A 24,373-nucleotide genomic window follows, 5' to 3' on the forward strand; every position below is an offset into this window, starting at 1 on the left:
CGCGAGCAGAGCGCGGCAGACAGACGGTGGGTGCTAAGGTCCATCGTCGAGAGGGAAACAGCCCAGACCGCCAGCTAAGGTCCCCAAATCACGGCTAAGTGGGAAAGGATGTGGGAAGGCCATGACAACCAGGAGGTTGGCTTAGAAGCAGCCATCCTTTAAAGAAAGCGTAATAGCTCACTGGTCTAGTTAAGCCGGCCTGCGCCGAAAATGTATCGGGGCTCAAGCCGTGTACCGAAGCTGCGGATGTGATCTTCGGATCACGTGGTAGCGGAGCGTTCCGTAAGCCTGCGAAGGGTGTCCGTGAGGCCGCCTGGAGGTATCGGAAGTGAGAATGCTGACATGAGTAGCGACAAACAGTGTGAGAAACACTGTCGCCGAAAGTCCAAGGGTTCCTGCGCAAGGTTAATCCACGCAGGGTGAGCCGGCCCCTAAGGCGAGGCCGAAAGGCGTAGTCGATGGGAACCACGTTAATATTCGTGGGCCTGGCGGAGGTGACGGATTGGAAAGCGTGTACGATCTTATCGGATTGATCGTGCTGTGGACCGGTTCCAGGAAATAGCCCCGCCTTACAGACCGTACCCCAAACCGACACAGGTGGACTGGTAGAGTATACCCAGGCGCTTGAGAGAATGGTGTTGAAGGAACTCGGCAAATTGCCCTCGTAACTTCGGAAGAAGAGGGCCCCGTTGTGGCGCAAGCCATGGCGGGGGGCACAGACCAGGGGGTAGCGACTGTTTACTAAAAACACAGGGCTCTGCGAAGCCACACAAGGCGACGTATAGGGTCTGACGCCTGCCCGGTGCCGGAAGGTTAAGAGGAGGAGTGCAAGCTCTGAATTGAAGCCCCGGTAAACGGCGGCCGTAACTATAACGGTCCTAAGGTAGCGAAATTCCTTGTCGGGTAAGTTCCGACCTGCACGAATGGCGTAACGACTTCCCCGCTGTCTCCAACACCAACTCAGCGAAATTGAACTCTCCGTGAAGATGCGGAGTTCCCGCGGTCAGACGGAAAGACCCCGTGCACCTTTACTACAGCTTTGCAGTGGTGCTAGGGACTTCATGTGTAGGATAGGTGGGAGGCTTGGAAACATGGGCGCCAGCTCGTGTGGAGCCAACCTTGAAATACCACCCTTGAAGTCTCTGGCATCTAACCGTGGCCCGTTATCCGGGTCCGGGACCCTGCATGGCGGGTAGTTTGACTGGGGCGGTCGCCTCCCAAAGTGTAACGGAGGCGCGCGATGGTGGGCTCAGAGCGGTCGGAAATCGCTCGTCGAGTGCAATGGCATAAGCCCGCCTGACTGCAAGACTGACAAGTCGAGCAGAGACGAAAGTCGGCCATAGTGATCCGGTGGCTCCACGTGGACGGGCCATCGCTCAACGGATAAAAGGTACGCCGGGGATAACAGGCTGATGACTCCCAAGAGTCCATATCGACGGAGTCGTTTGGCACCTCGATGTCGGCTCATCACATCCTGGGGCTGGAGCAGGTCCCAAGGGTTCGGCTGTTCGCCGATTAAAGTGGTACGTGAGCTGGGTTTAGAACGTCGTGAGACAGTTCGGTCCCTATCTGCCGTGGGTGTCGGAGTTTTGCGAGGATTTGTCCCTAGTACGAGAGGACCGGGATGGACATACCTCTGGTGCACCGGTTGTCACGCCAGTGGCATGGCCGGGTAGCTAAGTATGGACGGGATAACCGCTGAAAGCATCTAAGCGGGAAACCCACCTCTAAACCAGAGCTCCCTTGAGAGCCGTGACAGACCATCACGTCGATAGGAGGCATGTGGACGGGCAGCAATGCTTGAAGCTAAGCCTTACTAATCGCTCGATCGGCTTGATCTCGACACCACTAACCGCGCCATGCGCAGCAGCAAGCCTGCTCCAAAGCAGTGCTTGACCAGCGCATCGCCGTTCGATACATCCTCAACTCACTTGCACTGAACAAGCATCAAGCGCTTTCGGTAACAGCGTCGGTCTTGTGCCTCGGTGACCTGGTGGTCATGGCGAGGTGTCAAACACCCGATCCCATCCCGAACTCGGCCGTGAAAAGCCTCCGCGCCAATGGTACTGCGTCTTAAGACGTGGGAGAGTAGGTCGCCGCCAGGTCGCTCAGGCACATGAGACGCTCAATACACAAAGCACGCATGCTTGCATCTTCATCCAGATCACGAACGCCCCGCCTCGAAAGAGACGGGGCGTTTCGCTGTTCGGGCCGTACATTTGCAATTCAAAAGCAAGCGGCGGAGTGTACCGGTTTGTCCGGTGGCTCAGACTGCTCCCTCATCACCCCACGGAACCTGTAAGGTTCGTGCAGAGAGAGGGACACATGACCGTCGCACTCGATACGGCCACATCTGAAATCATCGATGTCGAGGCGGAGCGCTGGGAGGCGTTGCGCCGTCGCGATCCTGTCGCCGACGGGCGGTTCGTTTATGCGGTCCGCAGCACCGGCGTCTATTGCCGGCCAAGCTGTGCCGCACGGCCGGCACGGCCGGAGAATGTCGCCTTCTATGCCACCAACGCCGAGGCCGAACGGGCAGGATTCCGGCCCTGCAAACGCTGCCGGCCCGATGGGCCGAGCCAGGGCGACCGCCGTGCCGGGGCGGTCGCCGCCGCCTGCCGCCTGATCGAGGAGGCGGAGGAAGCGCCGCAGCTGGACGAACTTGCGACCGTGGCGGGGATGAGCCCGCACCATTTCCACCGCATTTTCAAGCAGGTGACCGGGGTTACCCCGCGGGCCTATGTCCAGGCCCAGCGTGCCGCCCGCGTCGCCAATGCCCTGCAGCAGGCCGGCAGCGTGACCGAGGCGATCTATGAGGCCGGCTACGGATCCTCCGGACGGTTCTACGAAACCGCGGGAGTGCGCCTGGGGATGACGCCCACCAGCTACCGCAGGGGCGGAGCGGGGGAGACGATCCGATTCGCGGTCGGCGTTTGCTCGCTGGGCTCGATCCTGGTGGCGGCGACGGAGCGCGGGGTCTGCGCGATCCTGCTCGGCGACGATCCCGATCTGCTGCTCCGCGATTTGCAGGACCGCTTTCCGAAAGCGGACCTGATCGGGGGCGACCCGGCTTTCGAGGCCATGGTGGCGCAGGTGGTGGGGTTCGTCGAGGCACCGGGGACCGGCCTTACCCTGCCGCTGGATATCGGCGGCACCGCTTTCCAGCAGCGGGTATGGCAGGCACTGTGCGCCATTCCCGCCGGCAGGACCGCCAGCTATGCCGAGATCGCCACCGCCATCGGCGAGCCCGCGGCGGTGCGGGCGGTGGCGCGGGCCTGTGGGGCCAATCCATTGGCGGTGGCGATCCCCTGCCATCGGGTGGTGCGGTCGGATGGAGGTCTGTCCGGCTATCGCTGGGGCGTGGAGCGCAAGCGGGACCTGCTGGATCGCGAGCGCAAGGAGGCGACGCGGTGATGGTGATGCAGACTTTGGATTGGACGCGCATCGGCATGGAGCTGGACTCCGTTGGCCATGCCGTCGTGGGGCCTCTGCTGGACGGGGAAGCCTGCAAGGCACTGGCGGGGCTCTATGGGCAGGATAGTCCTTTCCGCAGCCGGGTGGTGATGGAGCGGCACGGCTTTGGAAAAGGCGAATATAAATATTTCAGTTACCCGTTGCCGGAACCGATCGCGGCGCTGCGCGCACCGCTTTATCGGCGGCTGGCGCCTGTGGCCAACCGCTGGGCCGCAGCGATGGGGCTCGACATCCGCTATCCGACGGAGCATGGGGAATTTCTGGAGCGCTGCCACACGGCCGGACAGCGTCGTCCCACGCCGCTGCTCCTGAAATACGGTCCCGGCGACTATAATTGCCTGCACCAGGATCTGTATGGTGAGACGGTGTTCCCGTTGCAGGTCGCCATCCTGTTGTCGGAACCGGGACCGGACTTCACCGGCGGCGAGTTTGTCCTGACCGAGCAGCGGCCACGCATGCAGTCGCGTGCCACCGTCGTGCCGCTGGGGCTGGGAGATGCGGTGATCTTCGCGGTCGATCAGCGCCCGGTGCAGGGCACCCGCGGCATCTACCGCGTCCGGCAGCGGCATGGCGTCAGCCCGGTGCGCTCCGGCGAGCGCTACACAACCGGCATCATCTTCCACGACGCAGCTTGAGACCTCACCCTGCCGCCGACGGGGCCCGCGATCCCATGCCGCGCGCGGGCGAGTAGCCGCGCACCGCAAGTGCTGCGAACAGCAGGGTGGATCCGGCGACGACCGCCAGCGCCAGCCCGTCGACCCGGCCATAGAGGGCGAAACGGATCAACTCCACCCCATGGGTGAAGGGGTTGAGGCTGCACAGCCACCACAACAGAGGGCCGGCCTCCTCCATGCGGTAGAGCGGGTAAAGGGCGGAGGACAGGAAGAAGAGGGGGAAAACCACGAAGTTCATCACCCCGGCGAAATTCTCCAGCTGGCGGATGGTGGAGGCCAGCACCATGCCGAGCGCCCCCAGCATCAGCCCGTTCAGCAGCAATGCCGGCAGCACGGTCAGCGGCGCCCAGACCGGAAGGTCGATGCCATAGAGCCAGACGATTAGCAGGAAGGCCGCCACCTGGAGGATCGACACCACCACCCCGCCCAGGAGCCGCGCCACCAGAAGGAAGGCGCGGGGCAGTGGGCTGGTCAGCAGGATGCGCATGCTGCCCATCTCGCGGTCGTAGACCATCGACAGCGACCCCTGCATGCCGTTGAACAGCTGGATCATGCCGATCAGCCCGGGCACGATGTAGACCTCGTAGGGAATGTAGGTCTCGTAGGGCGGGATGATGGCGATGCCGAGCGCCGCCCGGAACCCGGCGGCGAAGACGAACAGCCAGACCAGCGGGCGCACCAGCGCGCCGAGGAAGCGCTCACGCTGGTGGATGAAGCGCAGCACCTCGCGCGCGACGATTCCCTGGAAGGCGGTTCCCCAGACTTTCAGCTGCCGTCCGGTCATGCCGTGGCCTCCACATCTGCGGCCGGTCGGGCAGCGGTCAGCCGGTCGAAGCTCTCCGCCACGCTGGCGCAGCCGGTTTCGGCATTCACCGCGGCGACCGGTCCGCAGGCGCGGACGCGGCCACGGTGCAGGACCACCACATGGTCGGTGGCGGGATCGATCTCGTCGATCAGGTGGGTCGCCCACAGCACCGAGATGCCGTCCTCCGCGCACAGGGCATGGACATGGCGGATCAGGGTGCGGCGGGCGGGGATGTCCAGCCCGACCGTGGGTTCGTCCAGCAGCAGCAGGGTCGGGCGGTGCAGCAGGGCACGGGCGATCTCCACCCGCCGGCGATGGCCGCCGTTGAGCGCCCGCACCTTTTCCCCCCGCCGTTCAAACAGCGACAGGCGGGTCAGTTCCGTCTCGATCCGCCGGTCGGCCTCGCGCCGGCCGATGCCGTGCAGGGCGGCGAAATAGCGCAGATTCTGCAAGACCGTCAGGTCGAGGTCGAGGGTGGGCTGCTGGAACACCACGCCCAGTTCCGCCAGCGCCTTGCCCGGCGCCTGCACGATGTCGTGGCCGTGGATGCGCACCCGCCCGACATTGGGCCGCAGCAACCCGGTGGCCAGCGCGAACAGCGTGCTCTTCCCCGCCCCGTTCGGACCGAGCAGGCAGGTGAAAGCGCCGGGCATCACGCGGAAGCCGACATCCTCCAGCGCAAGGCGGTTACCGCCGTAGCCGTGGCGCAGCCCCTCGACCTCCAATGCCGGCACCGTCATTCCGCCTTCCCCTTCCTGTGCCTCAGCCCTTGACCGCCACGCCCCAGGGGTAACGGCCGACCTTGACCGTCTTGGTCACCTTCAGGCTGTCGACGTCGATCACCGACACGTCGCCGCTGACGCCGTTGGTGGTGTAGAGCATCTTCTGGTCCGGCGTCAGCGCCAGATGCCAGACGCGGCGGCCGACCAGCAGGTAATCCTTCACCTCGAAGGTCTTGGCATCCACCACCGCGACATGGTTGGCCGGGCCGAGCGCCACGAAGGCATAGCGGCCGTCGTCGGTCAGCTTGACGCCCACCGGCTGGATGCGGTCCTTGGCGACGCCCTTGATGTGGAAATCGACGACCTTCTTGACCTGCCGGGTGGCGGTGTCGATGACGCTGACCGTCCCGCCGATCTCCGACGAAACCCACAGCTGCGAGCCGTCCTTGGTGAACTGGGCGTAGCGCGGGCGCGGGCCGACCAGCGTGTTGTCGACCACCGCGCGCTTTTCCATGTCGATCCAGTGGACCATGCTGGTCGTCTCGGAGGTGTTGACGCCCCAGCGGCCGTCGGGACTGACATCCATTCCCTCCGGCTCCACCCCGACATCGACCTGGAAGGCGACCTTGCGCGTCGGCACGTCGACCACGGTGACGATGTTGCTGTCCTCGTTGGCGATGATCAGGCTCTTGCCGTCGGGGCTGAGGGCGAACTGTTCGGGATCCTCGCCCGACGGCAAGTTGTGGACCACCGTCTTGCTGGCAAGGTCGAAGACCTGCACCGTGTGGTCGTCGCTGGCGCAGATGAACAGCTGGGTTCCGTCCCTGGACAGGGTGATGCCGCGCGGGCGCTTGCCGACCTTGATGGTGTCGGTGACCGCCATGGTCTTGCCGTCGATCACCGACAGCGTGTTGTCCTTCTCGTTCGACACATAGATGGTCTGGGCCGAGGCGGCGGAGGCCAGGGTGGCGGCGATCAATGCGGCCAGGGATATGCCGGTGAAGCGGGCGGCGGTCATGGCGTGGTTTTTCCTCGCGTCTTGCAGAGCGTTTCCGGTTGGTCGTAGCCCAGGCTGTCCAGCTCGGTGCGCGGGTGGAGGAATCCCTCCTGTGGCGACACTGACACCAGCGAGCGGTCGGCGGCCAGCAGCACCGGCTGGCGCAGCTGCCCGTCCCAGGGTCGCAGGCTGAGCGGTGTGCCGCGGAAGGCGGACATGGTGAAGTCGGGCGACTGGATGAAGGCGATCAGGCGGTCGGGATCGGCGGTGCGGGCACGGGCGGCAGCCTCGCCAATGACGCGGACGGCGGTCCAGTCATTGTGGTCGCGCGCCGTCATCGGGCGCTTTGCCGCCGCCTTGAAGCGGGATTGCAGCTGTGCAGCCCCCCATTGCTCATGCGTGCGGTGCCAGACGGTGGGGACCAGCCCCTGGGTGCCGGCGACCGCGCGCGGATCGGCGGTGCGGTAGGACAGATAGTCGCCGAACTCCCCGACCTCGTCGGCGACGACCAGCACGTCATAGGCCTTGGCCTGGGTGAAGACCGGAATCTCGGATTCGGCGGTGCGGTTGACGTCGCTTTCGGCGGTCCAATCCTTCTCCGCGACGATCTGGGCGCCGAAGCGCTTGGCGGCGCGGCGGACGGCGTCGGCGTACAGCTTGTCCTCCGGCCGGCGGCCGGTGACCAGGAACCAGCGCGGCCAGCGCTTCTTCACCAGATATTGCCCGAGCGCGTCGGCCAGCATCGCCCGGCTGGGCGCCACATGGATGAGGTTGGCGGCGCAGGCGCTGCCGCGCAGGGCGTCGTCGGGCGCGGTGGCATTCAGCAGAAGCAGGGTGCGTGCCTCCGGCAGCCTCGACAGCGCCTCCACCGTCGCACCCGGCGCGTCGACGACGACGAAGCGGTCGCCGCGGCCGGCCAGTTCGCGCAGGGCGGCGGCGGCATCGCCGTCCGGCGGAACCTCCACGCTGTCGAGAACGAAGGACTGCTTCAGGAACTTGCCGGTCGTGTTGTTGTCGGCGATGGCGAGCGATGCTCCGGCCAAGCCGTCGTCGGCCGCCGGCTCGTCCGGGTTGGCGACGGAGGGCGGCGGCTCGGGCGTCTGCGACAGGAAACCGATGCGGATCTCGCCGACGACGTCGGCGGCTGTGCCGACACCGGGCGCCCCGGCCAGCAGCAGGGCGCCGAGTGCCGCCAGCGACACGCTGTTGAGAAGGCGGGGCAGGCGGAGCTTCGTCATCGTATCCGTCGCATCGTATCCGTCGGAATGCCAACAGTTTGGAGTACAGCCTATCGGGCGAACCACAACTCCGGAATGCGACTATGGAAGCATGGACAGGAGACGGGGTGGGCAGGGCCGGCCAGCCGGGGCTTCCCGAACCGGGGGCGGCCGGGCAAGCAGGGGGCATCTTGTACGAAAGTCCAATTATTGGCTATGCGGAGCGATGGCTATCCTGCCAGCCCGTTCCCTGACGAACCCACCACTGCCGGGACCTGCCATGGCGATTGTGACCCGCCGCCGTTTCCTGTCCGGACTGGCCGCAAGCTGCGCGTCCGCCGGGGCTGCGTCCACGCTCGGTGTCGGACAGGCTGCCGCCCGGCCGCTGGACGAGGTGATGGAGCGCGGGCGGCTGCGCGTGGCGGTCTATCGCGAGTTTCCGCCCTTCTCCTTCCAGCGCGACGGTGCCCTGGTCGGCATCGACGTCGATCTGGCGCGGGCGATTGCCGGGAAGCTGGGCGTCAAGGCCGACATCTACGAGCAGATCCCCGGAGAGACGGTGTCGGACGATCTGCGCGTGGCGGTGTGGCGCGGCAGCCTGTTCGGCGGCGAGCTGGCCGACATCATGATGCACATCCCCTATGACAAGCGCTTCGGCTTGATGAATCCGGAAGCGGTGCTGTTCGGCCCCTATCATCAGGAGGTCTTCGCGCTCGCCCGCGATCCGCAGCGGGTGCGTTCCGCCGTGCTGGCGACCCTGCCGGACGAACCGATCGCGGTGGAGATCGACAGCGTTCCCGACTTCTTCCTGCTGGGTTTGCAGGGTGGCCGGCTGCGCAGCCGCATCATCCATTGCCCGACGCCCGAAGCCGCCATCGAAAAGTTGACCGCCGGCGAGGCGGCGGCGGTGCTGGCGCCGCTGAGCCAGATGCAGGCGGCGCTCGGGGCCAGGATGGAGCAGTTTCCGGTCACCACCGTGACCCTGCCGGGCATGATGACCTCCAACTGGAACATCGGCATGGCGACCAAGGAGAATTCCCGCGACCTCGCCTACAGCATCGGCGACGCGGTGACGGCGCTGACCGAGGACGGAACGATGGCGAAGATCTTCGCCGCCTACGGCGTTACCCACACGCCGCCGCCGCTGGTGGAGTGAGGCGGGGACGAGCGAACGGTTTGCCGTATGGGTCGGGAGGGGTGGATGAGAGACGCGCTGCGCCATGTGGGACTTACCGGTGCGATGCTCGCCGTCGCGGCACCCGCCCTCGCCGCAAGCTCCCCGTCCGATCCACTGAAGTCCGTGATGTGGGACATATTGCGCGACCAGTATTTCGCCGGCGCCCCGGTCGTGTTCGACGCTGCCGTCAAGGTGACCGCTCCGGCGGCGGCGGAAGACACGCGCGCGGTGCCGCTCTCCGTCGACGCCACGGCGCTGGGACAGGTGGTTGAGATGGTGGCGATTGCCGACCTGAACCCCTTCCCGCTGGTGTTGCGCTACCACCCCGGCACTGCTGCGCCCTACATCGCCACGCGCATCAAGATCCAGCAGGCCACCGCGGTGCGCGGCGCCGCGCGCACCGCCGACGGGGTCTGGCATGTCTCCGGCGTGCTGGTCGACGCGGCGGGCGGCGGGTGCAGCGCGCCGCCGGCATCCTATGCCCAGAAGGACTGGGCCGACCATGTCGGCGAGGTGCAGGCCCGGCTGTGGCCGGCGGCTGACGACGGGGTGGCGCGGCTGCGGCTGCGCATCCGCCATCCCAACGACACCGGGCTGGTCGACGGCATCCCGGCCTATTTCGTCGAGACCCTGCAGGTGGATGCGCAGACCCCCGGCGGTTCTCCGACGCTGGCGCGGATCGACAGCCTGGAGCCGGTGTCGGAGAATCCGGTCTTTTCGCTGGATGTCCGCCCGCCGCCGGACGCCACCGCGCTGATCCTGCGTGGCCGGGACAACCAGGGCGGCGAAATCCGGGCGACCATCCCGATGCCGCCGACCGGCGCCAAGCCGGCGATGTCGCTGAAACCTGTCGGGCAGCCGTGGAGTGTCGGGCAATGAGCGTGCCGCTGTTGCGCCGGCTGGTGCTGTCCGCCGCCTTTGCCGCCGTCCTGGCCGCCGGGCTGATGTCGGGTGGCGCATGTGCCGCGGGGACGCTGACCTACGATCTGAAGCCGACGCGGATCGCCCCCGACACCTACGTCTTTGAAGGCTCCACCAAGCATTTCACCCGCGCCAACGGCGGCAACATCCTGAATTCCGGCTTCATCGTCACGGCCGACGGGGTGATCGTCATTCAGACCGGCCCGTCCCGCCGCTATGGCGAGGAGATGCGCGCGGCCATCCGCAAGGTCACAGAGAAGCCGATCCGTAAAGTCTTCGTCAGCAACCTGCATCCGGATTACTGGCTGGGAAACCAGGCTTTCGCCGACGTGCCCGTCGCGGCGCTGCCCGGCACCATCGCCGGCATCCAGGAGGAGGGCAACGGCATCGCCGAGAACATGTACCGGCTGGTCGGCGATTGGATGCGCGGAACCGAGGTGACGCTGCCGACCGAGCCGGTCTATGGATCGACCGTGAAGTTCGGCGACCACCAACTGCGGCTGATCCCGCTGAGCGGCCACACCGCCGCCGACCTGATGATCCTGGACGAATCGACGGGCGTGCTGTTCACCGGCGGCGTGGTGTTCTGCGACCGCACCCCGACCACGCCGCACGCCACCGTCGCCGACTGGCTGAAGGAGTTGGATGCGGTCGATGCGCTGGACATCCGGTTGCTGGTGCCCAACCACGGCCACATCCGTCCCGACAAGGCCTGCGTCGCCCAGACCCGCGACTGGCTGACCTGGCTCGACGGCACGCTGCGCCATGCCGTGGAGTCCGGCCTCGATATGGCCGAAGCGCTGGAGCTGCCGATTCCGGAGCGGTTCCAAGTGCTTGACGTGCTGCGCGAAGAGTATCGCCGCTCCGTCGCCCATCTCTGGCCAAGGATCGAGCAGGCAAGTCTGCTGCGGGTCAATTGACGGCCCGGTGACCCGGAGGAGAACTGACGCTTACGCCTGCTACTATCCGACAATTTACCCGACCGATCATCCGTCTACACTGCCGAATATCGTAGAGCGACGCGGCCCCTCCGGCCGCCAAAAGCTTGAAAAGCCGCCCCGATTCCGTTCGCCACCGCCGGACCCGCCCGTCCGGCGGCAACGGGCGGGTCTTGCCCGGGCGGTGCCGTCATCATCAGTTTTGGGAGGCAACCGCACATGAAGCGCCTGGTTACAAGTCTCGCCCTGGCAGCCTCGCTGACCGCGTTCAGCGCCACCGGCGTCCTCGCCGCCGACGCCGGTGGCCCGTCCAGCGACGATCTGCTGAAGAGCGCCACCAACACCGAAGCGGTTCTGACCTATGGCATGGGACCGCAGGCCCAGCGCTTCAGCCCGCTGACCGACCTGAACGCCGACACCGTCAAGAAGCTGGTTCCGGTCTGGTCCTTCTCCTTCGGCGGCGAGAAGCAGCGCGGGCAGGAAGCCCAGCCCATCATTTATGACGGCACCATCTACGTCACCGGTTCCTACTCCCGCCTCTACGCGGTCGATGCCCGCACCGGCCACAAGAAGTGGGAATACAACCACCGCCTGCCCGACGGCATCATGCCCTGCTGCGACGTGGTGAACCGCGGTGCGGCGATCTACAAGGACAAGATCTACTTCGCCACGCTGGACGCCCGCCTCGTCGCGCTGAACCGCGAGACCGGCAAGGTGGTGTGGAACAAGAAGCTGCAGGAATACAAGGAAGGCTATTCCAACACCGCCGCCCCGCTGATCATCGACGGCAAGATCATCACCGGCAATTCCGGCGGCGAGTTCGGCGTCATCGGCATGGTCGAAGCCCGCGATGCCGAAACCGGCGAACTGGTCTGGCAGCGCCCGACCATCGAAGGCAACATGGGCACGCTGAACGGCAAGGAGTCGACCGTCACCGGCAAGACCAACGCCAGCTGGCCCGGCGACATGTACAAGACCGGCGGCGGCGCCACCTGGCTGGGCGGCACCTACGATCCGGAAACCAAGACGCTGTTCTTCGGTACCGGCAACCCGGCGCCCTGGAACTCGCACCTGCGTCCGGGCGACAACCTCTACACCTCCTCCACGCTGGCCATCAATCCGGACAACGGCGAGATCAAGTGGCACTACCAGACCACGCCGCATGACGGCTGGGACTTCGACGGCGTCAACGAGTTCGTGTCCTTCGACCTGAAGAAGGACGGCAAGGTCATCAAGGCCGGCGGCAAGGCCGACCGCAACGGCTTCTTCTACGTCATCGACCGCAACACCGGTAAGCTGATCAACGCCTCGCCCTTCGTCACCAAGATCACCTGGGCCAAGGGCATCGACATCGAGACCGGCCGTCCGATCTACAACGACGACAACCGTCCGGGCGCCCCGGCGACCAGCGATGCGCATGACGCCAAGGGCAAGTCGGTCTTCGCGGCCCCCGCCTTCCTGGGTGCCAAGAACTGGATGCCGATGGCCTACAACCCGCAGACCGAGCTGTTCTATGTCCCGGCCAACGAGTGGGGCATGGACATCTGGAACGAGCCGATCACCTACAAGAAGGGTGCGGCCTATCTCGGCGCCGGCTTCACCATCAAGCCGCTGTATGACGACTACATCGGTGCGCTGCGCGCCGTCGATCCGAAGACCGGCAAGATCGTCTGGGAATACAAGAACCCGGCCCCGCTGTGGGGCGGCGTCCTGACCACCGCCGGCAACCTCGTCTTCACCGGCACGCCGGAAGGCTATCTGAAGGCCTTCGACGCCAAGTCGGGCCAGGAGGTCTGGAAGTTCCAGACCGGCTCCGGCGTGGTCGGCAGCCCGGTCACCTGGAAGATGGATGGCGAGCAGTATGTCGCCGTCGTCTCCGGCTGGGGCGGCGCGGTGCCGCTGTGGGGCGGCGACGTCGCCAAGCTGGTGAAGGACATCAACCAGGGCGGCTCTCTCTGGGTCTTCAAGCTGCCGAAGGCCTGATATCAGGCGCGGACAGGCGGGAGGAAGGCGGGCCGGAGCGATCCGGTCCGCCCATTTCCGTGTCTGCACCTGCCATAGTCATCTCAGGCATTGATTTGGTTATGTCCTACCATAGTCCAATTATTCGCAGGTCCCTCTGCTGATAACGTCCGCTCATGCGAAGCAAAGGCCGCAGGGCGGCCAGAAACAGAGGGAACGTCTTTCTCATGAATGCACGGATTGTTCGGCTTGCGGCAGCGATTGGTCTGATCGGCGCCGTCGCTCTTCCCGGTCTGGTTTACGCCCACGGCGATGTCGTCCCGCAGCCGGTGGACACCACCGGGCTGGAGAAGCTGGGTGAGAAGTGGCGGGACAGCAATCCCTACCGCGGCAACCCGCGCGCCATCGAGATCGGTTCGTCCGCCTTCAACCAGAACTGCGCGCGCTGCCATGGGCTGGGTGCGGTGTCCGGCGGCATCGCCCCCGACCTGCGCTACCTGGAGAAGGGGGATGCCGGCGACGAGTGGTTCAAGGAGCGCGTCACCAACGGCTCGATCCGCAACGGCGTGACCTACATGCCGCAGTTCGGTGAAGCGCTGGGGCAGGAGGCGCTGTGGTCGATCCGCTCCTGGCTGGAAACCGTGCACGAGGAGTGACCCCTGCTGGATCGTCGGCTCCTTCCCTCCCTTCCTCTCTTCCAAGGTGGTCATCCATGATTTGCAGAACCGCATCCCTGGTCGCCGTCGCGGCGGCCCTGCTGACCGCACCGGCCTTCGCCGCCGATCACGCCACGCCGGAACAGGCCAAGTCGCTGGTCGCCGAGGCCGTCGCCTATCTGAAGGACAAGGGGCCGGACGAGGCGACCAAGGCCTTTCAGGACCCCAAGGGCAGCTTCCGCCGCGGTGAGCTGTATGTGTTCGTCTTCGACACCGACGGCCGCTATGTCGCCTCCGGCGCCAACCCGAAGCTGGCCGGATCAAACGCCGCCGATCTGAAGGATGCGGAAGGCAAGCCCATCGTCCAGGCGATGATCACCGAGACCAAGGACAAGCCGAACGCCGTCATCGACTATGTCTGGCTGAACCGTCAGACCAACAAGGTCGAGCACAAGCATTCCTACGTCACCCGCGATGGCCGTTACATCGTCGGTGCCGGGACGTACGATCAGTGACGGCCTGAGACCTCCGCCGCCGGATAGCGTCTGAAACAATTCCGCCCGGCCCCCGTACGAAGGTCTGCTTCGTACGGGGGCCGGGCGGACGTCTGTCCGGGGCAGGGGAAGGGCCGGATTTCAGTACAGCTCCTGCGCCTCGCGGGCATAGTCCAGCAGCTTTTCCACCGACCGCGCGCGGTCGGCCGTTTCGGCGAAGCGGGTGCGTGCCGCTTCCGCCGCCTGCGCCCGCGCGGCGGCATCCTGTCCAAGCGCCGCGGCGCGGTCCAGGAAGGCCGTCTCGTCGGCAACGGTCAGGGCGGAGCCGACGATCCCGGCGACATCGCCCCGGGAATAGGTCACCACCGGCAGCCCGTCCGCCAGAGCGAAGGCCGCGCTGCCGCCGCCGCCCTGGCGCGGCGGGTTCAGATAGGCGGTCGCCACGCCGTACAGCCCGCGAATGGCGTCGACATCTCCCAGCGCCTGCATCCGCGCCGCGTTGCGGGCGGTGGCGATCCGGCCCGGCAGGTCGGTCACCGCGCCGGCGAAGGCGATGTGGGCGTCGGGCACGCGGTCGAGCAGGCGGTCGAGCGTCTCAAGGAACTCCGGTCCGACCTCCTGATCCAGGCGGTTGCCGACGACGACATAGAGCGGCCCGTCGGCCGGCAGGCCGAAATCGGCGCGGCTGCGCGCCGGACCGGCATCCGGCAGGGTCCAGCCGAAGAAGAAGGGACGGAAGCGCGCCCGCGCCTCCTCCGGCCAGCCGGCGGCGCTGTCCTCCGGGGCGTAGCCCAGCAGAAGCGTGGCGAGCGAGGGCGGCAGGCCGCTGGAGGTCGGCAGGAACACCACAGGCCGGCTGCGGGCGAACAGATCGGCCACCGTGTTGGAGCCGCCGAAGGCAACGATCACGTCGGGATCGAAGCGCTGCACCGCATCGACGATGGCGGTCAGCTTCTCCTCGTCGAAACGCGGCTGCGGGAAGGACAGCATGCGGACCTTGGCGCCGAAGGCGGTCAGGGTCTGCTCGCCGTCATATTCCTCGGTGACGTTGTAGCTGTATTCGGGAACGAAGCCGTTCTCGCCTTCCACCGCCATGGCGTTGGGGTTGACGATCAGCACCTCGCAACCATGGTCGTCCTGCAGACGGCGGGCATAATCGAAGGCGTCGGCGGTCGGCTGGTGCCCTTCGCCCAGCATCTGGTTGGTGATCAGCGCCACCCGCTTCACCGCAGTGCGCGGCGCCACCCGGCGCAGGCGGGTGTCAAGACCGTAGCGGCGCGCCGTCTCATCCACCAGCAGGCGGTAGAACCGGCGGAATTCGCCGGTGGTGAAGGCGCTGACGTCGCCCTTGCGCGTGTCGCCCTGGAACAGCCGCATGGCGATGCCCCAGTAGGCGTAGTGCATCGAGGGGATGGAGAAGCGCAGCGGGTCGTCCAGCGCCGTGTTCACCAGGGCGCGGTAATAGGCCACGTCGCCGGTCAGCAGGAAAAGCAGCGACTGGCGCCGCATCACGTCGCCCATGGTGTAGCGGGCATCGACCTCGGCGGCGGCGGCGGCGCGGATGTCGTCGTCATAGCGGCGGATCAGGTTGGCGAGCGCCCCGACATTGCCCCAGCCCTCTCCCTCGTTGGTCAGCAGGGTCAGGGCGCGGGCAAAGCTCATCGCCGCTTCGCGGTGGCGGCCGGACGCGTGCAGGGCGTGACCCAGATTGGCATGGAACAGCGGGGAACCGTCATCGCCGGCCACGGCCTGGGCGATGCGGTCGACCGCCTCGTCCGCACGGCCCGATTGCAGCGCGATCACCCCCAGCAGATGCAGGGCGTCCGGATGGCCGGGCGACGCGTCCAGCACGTCGCGGTACAGCCGTTCGGCCTCCGCGGTGCGGCCGGCGCGGTGGTGTTCCGTTGCGACGGCCAACGTCTGCTCGATCTGGTCCATGATGCACGTCCTTGCTGTCCGGGGCGGCCCCGTTCCCCGGCGACCGTCGTCCCATGCTGTTTACCCTGTTTTAGGGGACACGCGATCAACTTTCCGCATGCATGGATTTACGACCTTTCGGGGAGACCGCAGCCGTGGCGCCCTCCTCCGACCGACAACAGCCGTCACCGCCATCCTGGCACGGTGTCTTTTGTGGGCTCTCCTTGCCCTTGCCGGGATGAACGGTGCAGGTCCAGCCCAGGCGCTGGAGACGGTGACCGGCGGCCCTTCCATCGCCATCAGCCTTGCCGACCGCCGCCTCTACCTGACGGGTCCCGACGGGGGGATGCGCAGCTTCCCGGTCGCCATCGGCCGTCCCGGCGTGCCGATTCCCGTCGGCGACAGCAGCATCCTGCGCAAGCGCCGTGACCCGACTTGGCGGCCGACCGCCAACCAGCGGCGCGACAACCCCGCCCTGCCGCGGGCGGTTCCGCCCGGACCGAACAACCCGCTGGGCCGGTTCGCGCTCGATCTCGGCTGGCCGGCCATCGCCATCCACGGCACCAACGACCCGGACTCGATTGGCACACGGGCCAGCGGCGGCTGCTTCCGCATGCTGCCCGCCGACATCGAAACCGTCTTCGCGGCGGCGGAGGTCGGCATGCCGGTGCGGGTGGTGCGGGAATCGCTGGGCGCGGCCAAGCCGCCGCCGTCCCGACCGGCCGGGACGGTTCCGGTCGCGGCGAAGGCTGCGCCGCCGCCGCCGCCGCCGACCGTTGCCGCTCCGCTGCCCGCGGCCGCCATGACCCAGCCGCCGCCACCCCAGCCGCCGCCAGCGCCGGTCGCCGATCCGCGCTGTGCCACGGTGACGGCGCCGCTGCGGCGGATGATCTGCGACGTCCCGGCGCTCGCCCTTTCCGACGGACGTGCCCGCGGAATGCAGGAGCGCTTTCTGGCCGGCATCGCCGATCCGGCGGCCCGAGCCGCTGCCGCCTATGAACTGATCCAGGACGAGCGTCGCTTCCACGAGCGGATCGCGGCGCTCTGCTGGATTCGCAGCGGCACCGAAGGAGACCCGGCGGTGGCCGTGGCGGCGCAGTCCTGTCTGGCGACGGCACTCGACCGCCGGTTGAACGACGTGGCGGAGCGTATCGCCAGCCTGCGCAGCGGCACCCGGATCGCCGGCCAGCCATAGCGGGATCGGGACGAATTGCAGTGCCGGCGGTCGTTCTGGCTTGCCTGCATCCCCCTTGGACTGCTAACCCGCAGAACCCAACCGTTCGGACAATCCGCCGCCCATGCCGATCGACTATTATTTGAACATCGCGGCCTCCGGCCTGCTGACCGGCCTGGTCTACGGGCTGGCGGCGCTGGGGCTTTCGGTCATCTTCGGCGTGGTGCGCGTCGTCAACTTCGCCCATGGCGAGATGATGGTGGCGGGCATGTACGGCGCGGTGCTGCTGGGCGGCTGGCTGGGCCTCGACCCGCTGCTGTCGGCCCCGCTCATGGCGGCTCTGCTGTTCGCCTGCGGCTGGCTGTTGCAGCGCGGGCTGGTCAACAAGTTCGTCGAGCGGCCGGAGCACATGCAGTTTATCCTGCTGCTGGGCATCGCCACCATCCTGGTCAATGCCATGCTGATGCTGTTCGGCCCGGATGCCCGCAACGTCCAGGTGCCCTACAGCTTCGACACGGTGGAGATCGGCTCGATGCTGCTGGACGCCGTGCGGCTGCGTGCCGGGGCGGCGGCCATCGTGGTGGCGGCGGCGCTGTTCGCCTTCTTCCGCTTCAGCCGCACCGGCAAGGCGATCCGCGCCTGTGCCGACAACCCGCTGGGCGCCCGCGTGGTCGGGCTGAACATCGACGGGCTCTATGCCCTGACCTTCGGCATCGGTGCCGCGGTGGTCGGGGTGGCCGGCGCGCTGATGACCCTGCTGGTCGATGCCCGGCCGCAGCTGGCGCCGGAATACACGCTGCTCAGCTTCATCATCGTCATCGTCGGCGGGCTGGGCAGCCTGCCCGGCGCGCTGCTGGGCGGCGTGCTGATCGGCATGTCGGAGGCGCTGGCCGGCTTCCTGCTGACGCCGTCCATGAAATCCCTGTTCAGCTACGGGGTGCTGATCGTGGTTCTGCTGCTGCGCCCGCAAGGGCTGTTGGGGAAACGGTCATGAGCGGGCTTTCGGGAATGGTGCCTTCCGGGATTACCGGACGCGGGATGGTGCTGCTGGTTCTGGCGGCGCTGGGGCTGGCGGTGGCACCCTTCGTCGCCGACCGTTATCTGGTGTCGGTGCTGACCACCGTGCTGTGGTTCGCCTATGTCGGGCAGGCCTGGAACGTGATGATGGGCTTTTCCGGCCTGCTGTCGCTGGGCCACGCGCTGTATGTCGGCCTCGGCGCCTATGTCAGCGCGGCGCTGTTCGTCCATTTCGGCATCGGCCCCTGGGCCGGCATGGTCCTGGCGATGCTGGTCTCGGTGGTGGCCGGCTGCGTCATCGGCTTCCTGGGCTTCCGCTTCGGGGTGAAGGGCGTGCATTTCGCCCTGCTGACCATCGCCTTCGCCGAGGTGGCGCGCATCGGCTTCGACCACATCACCTGGGTCGGCGGCTCCGGCGGCTTCTTCCTGCCGGTGGAGGCGGGGGCGAGCGATCCGCTCAACCTGCGCGGCTCGCCGGTGCTGTTCTATTACGTGGCGCTGGCGCTGGTCGTCGGCGCGCTGTTCCTGTCGCGCGCCCTGCTGCACAGCCGGCTCGGCTACCAATGGCTGGCGGTGCGCGAGGAGCCGGACGCGGCGGAGGCCTCTGGCGTCGACCTGTTCCGCGCCCGCATGACGGCGGTGGCGGTGTCCTCCGCCCTGACGGCGCTGGGCGGCGTGTTCCAGGCCTTCTATTTCAACAACCTGTTCCCCGAGCAGGTCTTCTCGATGGGCCGCTCCATCGAGATCATCCTGCCGGCCATCGTCGGCGGCATCGGCACGCTGGTCGGCCCGATCCTCGGCGCCTTCATCCTGACGCCGCTGGGCGAGGCGCTGACCTTCCTGATCGAGGCCGGCGGGCTGGACCTGCCCGGCCTGAAGCAACTGTTCTATGGCGCGGCGCTGGTGGTGATCGTGGTGTTCCGGCCGGAGGGCGTGTGGCCCTGGCTGGCCCGCCGCCTGCGTCTTGTCCGCCAGCCGGGGGAGGGGGCCTGAGATGACCGCTCTGCTTGAGGTCGAGCGCCTGTCCAAGCGGTTCCGCGGGCTGAAGGCGGTGTCGGAGGTCAGCTTCGCCGTGCCGGAGGGGCGCATCCTGGCGCTGATCGGTCCGAACGGCGCCGGCAAGACCACCACCTTCAACCTGATTGCCGGCGTCTTTCCGCCCGACGAGGGGCGGGTGACGCTGAAGGGCCGCAACCTGACCGGCCTGAAGCCCAACCAAGTCTGCGCCGCCGGGATCGGCCGCACTTTCCAGATCGTCAAGCCCTTCGGCCAGCTGACGGTCGAGGAGAATGTCGTGGTCGGCGCGCTGGCCCGCGAACGGTCGGTGGAGACCGCGAGGCGGCAGGCCCGCGCCGTGCTGGAGCGGCTGGAACTGGCCGATCAGGCCAGCCGTCCGGCGCGAAGCCTGACCCTGCCCGACCGCAAGCGGCTGGAGGTCGCCCGCGCGCTGGCCACCCGTCCGACCCTGCTGCTGCTGGACGAGGTGCTGGCGGGGCTTCGCCCGACCGAGGTCGACCGGATGGTCGAGGTCCTGCGCGACCTGAACCGGCGCGAAGGCCTGACCATCCTGATGATCGAGCATGTCATGCGCGCGGTGATGGCGCTGTCCGACCGCGTGGTGGTGCTGGACCATGGCGAGAAGATCGCCGACGGCGCCCCGGCGGAGGTCGTCGCCGACCCCCGCGTCGTCGAATCCTACCTGGGCGCCGAAGCGCTGGACTGACCGGGCGGTCCTCAGTTGCTGAGGTTCGCCGGATCCTCGCGGTAGCTGACGGAGGCGACCTCCGCGGCCAGAGGATGGCCGGGATAGGTGAAGCGGCGCATCCATTCGGTATCGCCGGACGCGCTCCAGAAGCGCAGCATCAGCCGGCCGGGCATGCGCGGCAGCTCCTCCGGCTTGCCCGACACCTGATGGACCGGCTTGCCGTCGACGGTCCAGACGATGCCGGTGGGCTTCCAGTCGAAGCCGTAGCTGTGGACGCCCTTGGCGGCGTCGAAGCCGAGATCGACCACCGTGTTGCGGTGCCCGGCGCCGTTGACCACATAGCTGATCTCCAGCTTGGTGGTGTCCTTGCCGGCGATCCCCATGGTGATCTCGTCCCACGGATCGCCGAAGGGCGGGCCGGTGTAGTGCGAAACCGAGGTCATCACTCCATCGGCCTTCACCGCCTTCAGCGACACCGTGTAGGCGCCGTAGCCGTAGAAGCGGTGCGTCGAATATTCGCCGCAGGAATAGCGGTCGCTTCCGGAAACGCGTTCGCTGCCGGCAATCCGGTCGCTGACCGACAGGGCGAGGTGGCCTTTCCCGGCGGTGACGTTGGCCCGGCTCCAGGTGCAGTTCATGTGTCCGCCGGACTTCCAGCCGTCGGACCGCTGCCAGCGTGAGGTCTCGAAGGACCCGGCCGTCTCGCTGAAGCTGCCGCCGATATGGCTGAACAGCGAGTTCGCCAACGCCGGCGCACTGCCGAGCAGAAGGGCGGCGAGGCCCGCCCCGATCGCCGTCGTCCGTCCGCTTTGTCCTAAGGCATCTCTCCGCATCGCCATTTCCTCCCGCTGATACCGGGCCTACCCGCAAGATCGGTCGGCCTGCACCCCGATATCGCGAGAGCAGGGCCAAGCGGCAACGGCGCGGCCGGAGTGCGGCAGGCACTTGCCCGGCGTACCTCAGCCGATAACCGAACCGAATGGGGGATGTCGGAAGCGGGACGTCAGACGTCGGTGACGCCGCTCTTGGGGATGCGCACGTCGCGGTCGACCGACATGCTGAGCAGCAGGCCGACGCCGATCATCAGCGTCATCATCGCCGATCCGCCATAGGACACCAGCGGCAGCGGGATGCCGACGACGGGGATCAGCCCCATCACCATCGCCACATTGACGAAGACGTAGAGGAAGAACTGCGCCGTCATGCCGACCGCGACCAGCCGGCCGAACTGGCTGCGGCTGTTCAGCGCGATCACCCAGCCATAGATGAACAGCAGGATGTAGAGCGCCAGCAGCGTGGCGGCGCCGACCATGCCGAACTCCTCCGCCAGCACGACGAAGATGAAATCGGTGTGCTTTTCCGGCAGGAACATCAGCTGGCTCTGCGAGCCGGACATGAAGCCCTTGCCGAACAGGCCGCCGGAGCCGAGCGCGATCTTCGACTGCAGGATGTTGTAGCCGGCGCCGAGCGGATCGGTCTCCGGATCGAGGAAGGTGTAGACGCGCTGCTTCTGGTAGTCGTGCAGGAATTCCCAGGCGATGGGGATGGCGCTGAGGCCGCCGCCGATCACCAGCAGGAATTTCCACACCCGGACGCCGGCAGCGAAGAAGATGGCGCCGCTGCCCATGATCAGCAGCAGCGAGGTGCCGAGGTTGGGCTGCATCAGGACGAAGGCGACGGGCGTGAAGACCAGCAGCAGCGGCGGGATCAGCAGAAGCGGCCGGCCGATCTGGTCCAGCGTCACCCCGTGGAAATAGCGGGCGAGCGCCAGCGTCAGCGCCGGCTTCATCAGCTCCGACGGCTGGAGCTGGAAGAAGCCGAGGTCGATCCAGCGCTGGGCGCCCATGCCGATGCGGCCCATCAGCTCCACCGCAATCAGCAGGCAGAGCACCATGAAGAAGATGACGTAGGCCGACTTCATCAGGTGGCGGATGTCGACCAGCGCGATGCCCAGCATCAGGACGAGGCCGGGAATGGCGCGGACCAGCTGCGGCTGCGCCCACGGCTTCCAATGGCCGCCGGCCGCGGAATAGAGCAGTCCGACGCCGACCCCGGTGATCGTGCAGATCAGCAGGACCAGCCCCCAGTTGATGAGCCTGAATTTTGAGCCGAGCGTCAGCTGCGACCGCTGCGGCTCCAGGCCGCCGGAGCCGAGATGGGAAAGAACCACGACCTTGCGCCGATGTTGCCGGAAGGGACGGAGCCGGATCGGACCCGGCAAGCCGGCCCCGGACTATCGACCGGAGTAGACCGGCCGGCGGGGACCGGCGCGGATAATGCGGCATGCGGCCCCGCGGGTAAAGGCGGCCGTGCGCCATTGCCTGCGGGGCCGTTTTTTCTAACCGGTCCCGCGCGGATCTTTCCTGTCCGTCAGGCGTGCAACGCAGGGGTCAACGCCACCGCCGGGTAGAAACGCACCTGATTGCGCCCGGCATGCTTGGCGTCGTAGAGCGCGCTGTCCGACTGGGCCATCAGGTCGGAAAACTCGCTGTGTTCCCGCGTCAGGCTGACGCCGCCGATGCTGCAGGTCACCGTCACGCCGCCTTCGGCGCCCAACTGGGCCAACTGCCGCTCGATGGCGCTGCGCAGCCGTTCGGCCAGCAGCCGGCCGGCCTCGACGCCCGTTTCAGGCAGCAGGATGGCGAATTCCTCCCCGCCGATCCTGCCCACCGAATCCTCGCGCCGGATCTGCGCGGCACAGCAGTCGGCCACCGCCTGGATGACCCGGTCGCCGAACGGATGGCCGGCCCGGTCGTTGACCGCCTTGAAGCGGTCGATGTCGAGCACCAGCACCGTCAGGTCGCGGCCATGGCGGCGGGCGCGGCGGAACTCGACCTCGCCCAGTTCGAACAGGCGGCGGCGGTTCAGGCTGCCGGTCAGCCCGTCGGTGTGGGCGAGCTTCGTCAGTTCGCGGTTGAACTCGTCGCTGGCCATCAGGACGTAATTGATGGCACCCATGACGGTGCCCAGCATCGACAGCTGGAAGGTGACCCGCTCCACACGGTCGTCCACCATCTGATCGACCGGCATTTCCCCCTGAACCATGCCCGCCCCCATGCGGACCAGATACACCACGGCCAATGTGGCCGATAGCAGTCCGGTTACATAATGGGGAATGCCGCGATCCTCGTAACGAACCAGAACCTCGAAGGCGATGACGAGCAATATGGCAGAGGTCGCGAAGCTGGTCAGGATGCGGACATGGGAGATGCCGCCGACGAGCAGCAGCAGAGAACAGGCCAGGGCCACTGCCAGTCCGACTGCCGCCGGCATGAGACGCCTGACCGGCCGGTTCTGGAGATGGCGGACGCTGGTGTAGTTCATCGCCAACCCGGCGACCCCCAACCCGTTGGCAAGCGGCACCAGCAGCTCCGGCGCCGCCCCGCCGCGCAGGCCCGCGATCAGGAAGGCGGAGCCAAGCAGCAATTTTCCATAGGCATAGGCGCGCAGGGAGTTGCGGATGTGATACGGATAGCGGCCGGAGGCGACGGCAATGGACAGGCCGACCGCAAAGCCGATAACAGTGATGACCTGCGCGATGAAGGTCGTCTCGAAATCCATCCGCAAACCCGCCACGCACCGTTACGCCGGTATGTCATGGGCACGCTATACGAAGCCTTGGCCGGTGACAAGCCGAAGGGGGCGAGGTTTGCCGCTGGATTTATGACTATTGGATCTGGATTGCCGCTGGCACCAACTGAGGGTTTGTGAGCACTGCCGCTCAACTCTCATTGGGCGTATTTCAGGCGCAGCGGCCCTCAGCGTGCCTCGGGCGCATAGCCCTTGACGAACAGATCGACGGCGGCATCGACGAATCGCTCCAGATCCGCGTCGCTCGGCCGTTCGCTCAGGCAAAGCAGCAGCTTCATGTGCATGTTGGCCTTCAGCAGACCGAAGAACTGGTGGGTGGCGAGGTCGCAGTCGGTGATCGCCAGCTCGCCCCTTTTCACCATATGGGCCATGAACTGGTGCGCGCGCTGGAAGGTTTCGGCAGGGCCGCTGTCGTAGAAGGCCTGGGCAAGCTGGGGCTGGCGCAGAACCTCGCCCAGCACCATCCGGTACAGGCCCAGCGCCTTGGGCGAAGCGATGAAGCGGACGAAGGTCTTGCCGATCAGGCGCAGCCCGTCGGCCGCCGGCAGGCGCATCGCATCGTCCCAGATGCCGGCCATGACGGAGTTCGCGCATTCGCAGGCGACCATCGCCCGGAACAGTTCCTCCTTGCTGCCGAAATGGGCGTACAGGGTCGCCTTGGAAACGTTCGCCTTCTTGGCGACCGCGTCCATGCTGACGGCGCTGTAGCCATGTTCCAGGAACAGGGTGCCGGCCGCGTCCATGATCTGGGCCGGCTTCGATCCTGCTTCGGGAGTGGGGGCAACCAAGGTGGTCATGCGCGCCTCGCCTGAGTCCATGTGCTTGGCCCCTACCGCGTTCCGCATCGCCCGACAAGCCCCCTGACACCAATTGCCAAAAACTAAACCGTTCAGTTCGGTCTTGACAACAGATAGGCCGTCCGCCATCTTCCG

General features: G+C 66.8%; 21 protein-coding genes and 2 rRNA genes (1 of these 23 running past the window's edge). 14 read left to right on the plus strand and 9 right to left on the minus strand.

The window, feature by feature from the left end:
- The 4 genes from ACWPN3_RS02260 to ACWPN3_RS02275 all read left to right on the plus strand — a co-directional run.
- Positions 1–1,841, plus strand: a 23S ribosomal RNA gene (locus ACWPN3_RS02260) (it extends 906 nt beyond the left edge of the window).
- 148 nt (positions 1,842–1,989) lie between these two features.
- Positions 1,990–2,105, plus strand: a 5S ribosomal RNA gene (gene rrf, locus ACWPN3_RS02265).
- 220 nt (positions 2,106–2,325) lie between these two features.
- Positions 2,326–3,414 (plus strand): bifunctional DNA-binding transcriptional regulator/O6-methylguanine-DNA methyltransferase Ada, encoded by a 1,089-nt coding sequence (ada, locus tag ACWPN3_RS02270; protein ID WP_492242668.1) that lies wholly within the window; start codon positions 2,326–2,328, stop codon positions 3,412–3,414.
- Positions 3,414–4,109: a 2OG-Fe(II) oxygenase gene (locus ACWPN3_RS02275; RefSeq protein WP_492242667.1), complete on the plus strand. Its 696-nt coding sequence runs from the start codon at positions 3,414–3,416 to the stop codon at positions 4,107–4,109. Before ada ends, ACWPN3_RS02275 begins: the two co-directional genes overlap by 1 nt.
- A gap of 4 nt (positions 4,110–4,113) precedes the next feature.
- On the opposite strand, the gene ACWPN3_RS02280 is transcribed toward ACWPN3_RS02275, so the two are convergent.
- From ACWPN3_RS02280 to ACWPN3_RS02295, 4 genes are read right to left on the minus strand one after another with little or no spacing between them, the layout of a single operon-like run.
- The gene (locus ACWPN3_RS02280; protein WP_492242666.1) at positions 4,114–4,932 is read right to left on the minus strand and encodes an ABC transporter permease; all 819 of its coding nucleotides are present in this window, start codon (positions 4,930–4,932) and stop codon (positions 4,114–4,116) included.
- Positions 4,929–5,693: an ABC transporter ATP-binding protein gene (locus tag ACWPN3_RS02285; RefSeq protein ID WP_492261036.1), complete on the minus strand. Its 765-nt coding sequence runs from the start codon at positions 5,691–5,693 to the stop codon at positions 4,929–4,931. The genes ACWPN3_RS02280 and ACWPN3_RS02285 overlap by 4 nt, the downstream gene beginning before the upstream one ends.
- 22 nt (positions 5,694–5,715) lie before the next feature.
- Positions 5,716–6,693, minus strand: a complete 978-nt coding sequence (locus tag ACWPN3_RS02290; RefSeq protein WP_395454852.1) for a YVTN family beta-propeller repeat protein — start codon at positions 6,691–6,693, stop codon at positions 5,716–5,718.
- Entirely contained in the window at positions 6,690–7,910 is a 1,221-nt protein-coding gene (locus ACWPN3_RS02295) for an ABC transporter substrate-binding protein (protein ID WP_492242665.1), read from the minus strand. Before ACWPN3_RS02295 ends, ACWPN3_RS02290 begins: the two co-directional genes overlap by 4 nt.
- 259 nt (positions 7,911–8,169) lie before the next feature.
- On the opposite strand from ACWPN3_RS02295, the gene ACWPN3_RS02300 reads away from it, so the two are divergent.
- The 6 genes from ACWPN3_RS02300 (at position 8,170) to ACWPN3_RS02325 (ending at position 14,058) form a co-directional block, all read left to right on the plus strand.
- Positions 8,170–9,045 carry a substrate-binding periplasmic protein gene (locus ACWPN3_RS02300; protein ID WP_492242664.1) on the plus strand — a complete coding sequence of 292 codons (876 nt, stop codon included), beginning with the start codon at positions 8,170–8,172 and terminating at the stop codon, positions 9,043–9,045.
- A gap of 45 nt (positions 9,046–9,090) precedes the next feature.
- Positions 9,091–9,945: a quinoprotein dehydrogenase-associated SoxYZ-like carrier gene (locus ACWPN3_RS02305; protein WP_492242663.1), complete on the plus strand. Its 855-nt coding sequence runs from the start codon at positions 9,091–9,093 to the stop codon at positions 9,943–9,945.
- Complete coding sequence (locus ACWPN3_RS02310; RefSeq protein WP_492242662.1) at positions 9,942–10,907, plus strand: quinoprotein relay system zinc metallohydrolase 1; 966 nt, start codon at positions 9,942–9,944, stop codon at positions 10,905–10,907. Before ACWPN3_RS02305 ends, ACWPN3_RS02310 begins: the two co-directional genes overlap by 4 nt.
- 237 nt (positions 10,908–11,144) lie before the next feature.
- Positions 11,145–12,908: a methanol/ethanol family PQQ-dependent dehydrogenase gene (locus ACWPN3_RS02315; RefSeq protein WP_492242661.1), complete on the plus strand. Its 1,764-nt coding sequence runs from the start codon at positions 11,145–11,147 to the stop codon at positions 12,906–12,908.
- A 206-nt stretch (positions 12,909–13,114) separates the two neighbouring features.
- Entirely contained in the window at positions 13,115–13,543 is a 429-nt protein-coding gene (pedF, locus tag ACWPN3_RS02320; RefSeq protein WP_395454860.1) for a cytochrome c-550 PedF, read from the plus strand.
- 56 nt (positions 13,544–13,599) lie between these two features.
- Positions 13,600–14,058 carry a cache domain-containing protein gene (locus ACWPN3_RS02325; RefSeq protein WP_492261037.1) on the plus strand — a complete coding sequence of 153 codons (459 nt, stop codon included), beginning with the start codon at positions 13,600–13,602 and terminating at the stop codon, positions 14,056–14,058.
- Positions 14,059–14,178: 120 nt separating this feature from the next.
- On the opposite strand, the gene ACWPN3_RS02330 is transcribed toward ACWPN3_RS02325, so the two are convergent.
- The gene (locus ACWPN3_RS02330) at positions 14,179–15,975 is read right to left on the minus strand and encodes a tetratricopeptide repeat protein (protein WP_492242660.1); all 1,797 of its coding nucleotides are present in this window, start codon (positions 15,973–15,975) and stop codon (positions 14,179–14,181) included.
- 190 nt (positions 15,976–16,165) lie between these two features.
- On the opposite strand from ACWPN3_RS02330, the gene ACWPN3_RS02335 reads away from it, so the two are divergent.
- The 4 genes from ACWPN3_RS02335 (at position 16,166) to ACWPN3_RS02350 (ending at position 19,868) form a co-directional block, all read left to right on the plus strand.
- Positions 16,166–17,149, plus strand: coding sequence for a L,D-transpeptidase (locus tag ACWPN3_RS02335; RefSeq protein ID WP_492261038.1), 984 nt, complete (start codon positions 16,166–16,168; stop codon positions 17,147–17,149).
- A 103-nt stretch (positions 17,150–17,252) separates the two neighbouring features.
- The gene (locus ACWPN3_RS02340) at positions 17,253–18,122 is read left to right on the plus strand and encodes a branched-chain amino acid ABC transporter permease (protein WP_098737640.1); all 870 of its coding nucleotides are present in this window, start codon (positions 17,253–17,255) and stop codon (positions 18,120–18,122) included.
- A complete protein-coding gene (locus tag ACWPN3_RS02345; RefSeq protein WP_492242658.1) occupies positions 18,119–19,138 on the plus strand; it encodes a branched-chain amino acid ABC transporter permease in 1,020 nt (339 codons plus the stop codon). The genes ACWPN3_RS02340 and ACWPN3_RS02345 overlap by 4 nt, the downstream gene beginning before the upstream one ends.
- A 1-nt stretch (position 19,139) precedes the next feature.
- Positions 19,140–19,868 carry an ABC transporter ATP-binding protein gene (locus ACWPN3_RS02350; RefSeq protein ID WP_109450069.1) on the plus strand — a complete coding sequence of 243 codons (729 nt, stop codon included), beginning with the start codon at positions 19,140–19,142 and terminating at the stop codon, positions 19,866–19,868.
- An 11-nt stretch (positions 19,869–19,879) separates the two neighbouring features.
- Here ACWPN3_RS02350 and ACWPN3_RS02355 read toward each other — a convergent pair whose 3' ends face one another.
- From ACWPN3_RS02355 to ACWPN3_RS02370, 4 genes are all read right to left on the minus strand, one after another.
- Entirely contained in the window at positions 19,880–20,683 is an 804-nt protein-coding gene (locus tag ACWPN3_RS02355) for a family 16 glycosylhydrolase (RefSeq protein ID WP_492261039.1), read from the minus strand.
- A 170-nt stretch (positions 20,684–20,853) separates the two neighbouring features.
- Positions 20,854–22,020 carry a rod shape-determining protein RodA gene (gene rodA, locus ACWPN3_RS02360; RefSeq protein ID WP_492261040.1) on the minus strand — a complete coding sequence of 389 codons (1,167 nt, stop codon included), beginning with the start codon at positions 22,018–22,020 and terminating at the stop codon, positions 20,854–20,856.
- Positions 22,021–22,220: 200 nt separating this feature from the next.
- Positions 22,221–23,411 carry a GGDEF domain-containing protein gene (locus ACWPN3_RS02365; protein ID WP_492242656.1) on the minus strand — a complete coding sequence of 397 codons (1,191 nt, stop codon included), beginning with the start codon at positions 23,409–23,411 and terminating at the stop codon, positions 22,221–22,223.
- 197 nt (positions 23,412–23,608) lie between these two features.
- The gene (locus tag ACWPN3_RS02370; protein WP_492242655.1) at positions 23,609–24,238 is read right to left on the minus strand and encodes a TetR/AcrR family transcriptional regulator; all 630 of its coding nucleotides are present in this window, start codon (positions 24,236–24,238) and stop codon (positions 23,609–23,611) included.
- Positions 24,239–24,373: the final 135 nt, after the last annotated feature.

This window comes from Azospirillum sp. UENF 111221, from assembly GCF_058780625.1.

Coding starts and splice junctions, on each gene's coding strand:
- ada (WP_492242668.1), top strand. CDS start 2,326: ATGACCGTCGCACTCGATACGGCCACATCTGAAATCATCGATGTCGAG.
- ACWPN3_RS02275 (WP_492242667.1), top strand. CDS start 3,414: ATGGTGATGCAGACTTTGGATTGGACGCGCATCGGCATGGAGCTGGAC.
- ACWPN3_RS02280 (WP_492242666.1), bottom strand. CDS start 4,932: ATGACCGGACGGCAGCTGAAAGTCTGGGGAACCGCCTTCCAGGGAATC.
- ACWPN3_RS02285 (WP_492261036.1), bottom strand. CDS start 5,693: ATGACGGTGCCGGCATTGGAGGTCGAGGGGCTGCGCCACGGCTACGGC.
- ACWPN3_RS02290 (WP_395454852.1), bottom strand. CDS start 6,693: ATGACCGCCGCCCGCTTCACCGGCATATCCCTGGCCGCATTGATCGCC.
- ACWPN3_RS02295 (WP_492242665.1), bottom strand. CDS start 7,910: ATGACGAAGCTCCGCCTGCCCCGCCTTCTCAACAGCGTGTCGCTGGCG.
- ACWPN3_RS02300 (WP_492242664.1), top strand. CDS start 8,170: ATGGCGATTGTGACCCGCCGCCGTTTCCTGTCCGGACTGGCCGCAAGC.
- ACWPN3_RS02305 (WP_492242663.1), top strand. CDS start 9,091: ATGAGAGACGCGCTGCGCCATGTGGGACTTACCGGTGCGATGCTCGCC.
- ACWPN3_RS02310 (WP_492242662.1), top strand. CDS start 9,942: ATGAGCGTGCCGCTGTTGCGCCGGCTGGTGCTGTCCGCCGCCTTTGCC.
- ACWPN3_RS02315 (WP_492242661.1), top strand. CDS start 11,145: ATGAAGCGCCTGGTTACAAGTCTCGCCCTGGCAGCCTCGCTGACCGCG.
- pedF (WP_395454860.1), top strand. CDS start 13,115: ATGAATGCACGGATTGTTCGGCTTGCGGCAGCGATTGGTCTGATCGGC.
- ACWPN3_RS02325 (WP_492261037.1), top strand. CDS start 13,600: ATGATTTGCAGAACCGCATCCCTGGTCGCCGTCGCGGCGGCCCTGCTG.
- ACWPN3_RS02330 (WP_492242660.1), bottom strand. CDS start 15,975: ATGGACCAGATCGAGCAGACGTTGGCCGTCGCAACGGAACACCACCGC.
- ACWPN3_RS02340 (WP_098737640.1), top strand. CDS start 17,253: ATGCCGATCGACTATTATTTGAACATCGCGGCCTCCGGCCTGCTGACC.
- ACWPN3_RS02345 (WP_492242658.1), top strand. CDS start 18,119: ATGAGCGGGCTTTCGGGAATGGTGCCTTCCGGGATTACCGGACGCGGG.
- ACWPN3_RS02350 (WP_109450069.1), top strand. CDS start 19,140: ATGACCGCTCTGCTTGAGGTCGAGCGCCTGTCCAAGCGGTTCCGCGGG.
- ACWPN3_RS02355 (WP_492261039.1), bottom strand. CDS start 20,683: ATGCGGAGAGATGCCTTAGGACAAAGCGGACGGACGACGGCGATCGGG.
- ACWPN3_RS02365 (WP_492242656.1), bottom strand. CDS start 23,411: ATGGATTTCGAGACGACCTTCATCGCGCAGGTCATCACTGTTATCGGC.
- ACWPN3_RS02370 (WP_492242655.1), bottom strand. CDS start 24,238: ATGACCACCTTGGTTGCCCCCACTCCCGAAGCAGGATCGAAGCCGGCC.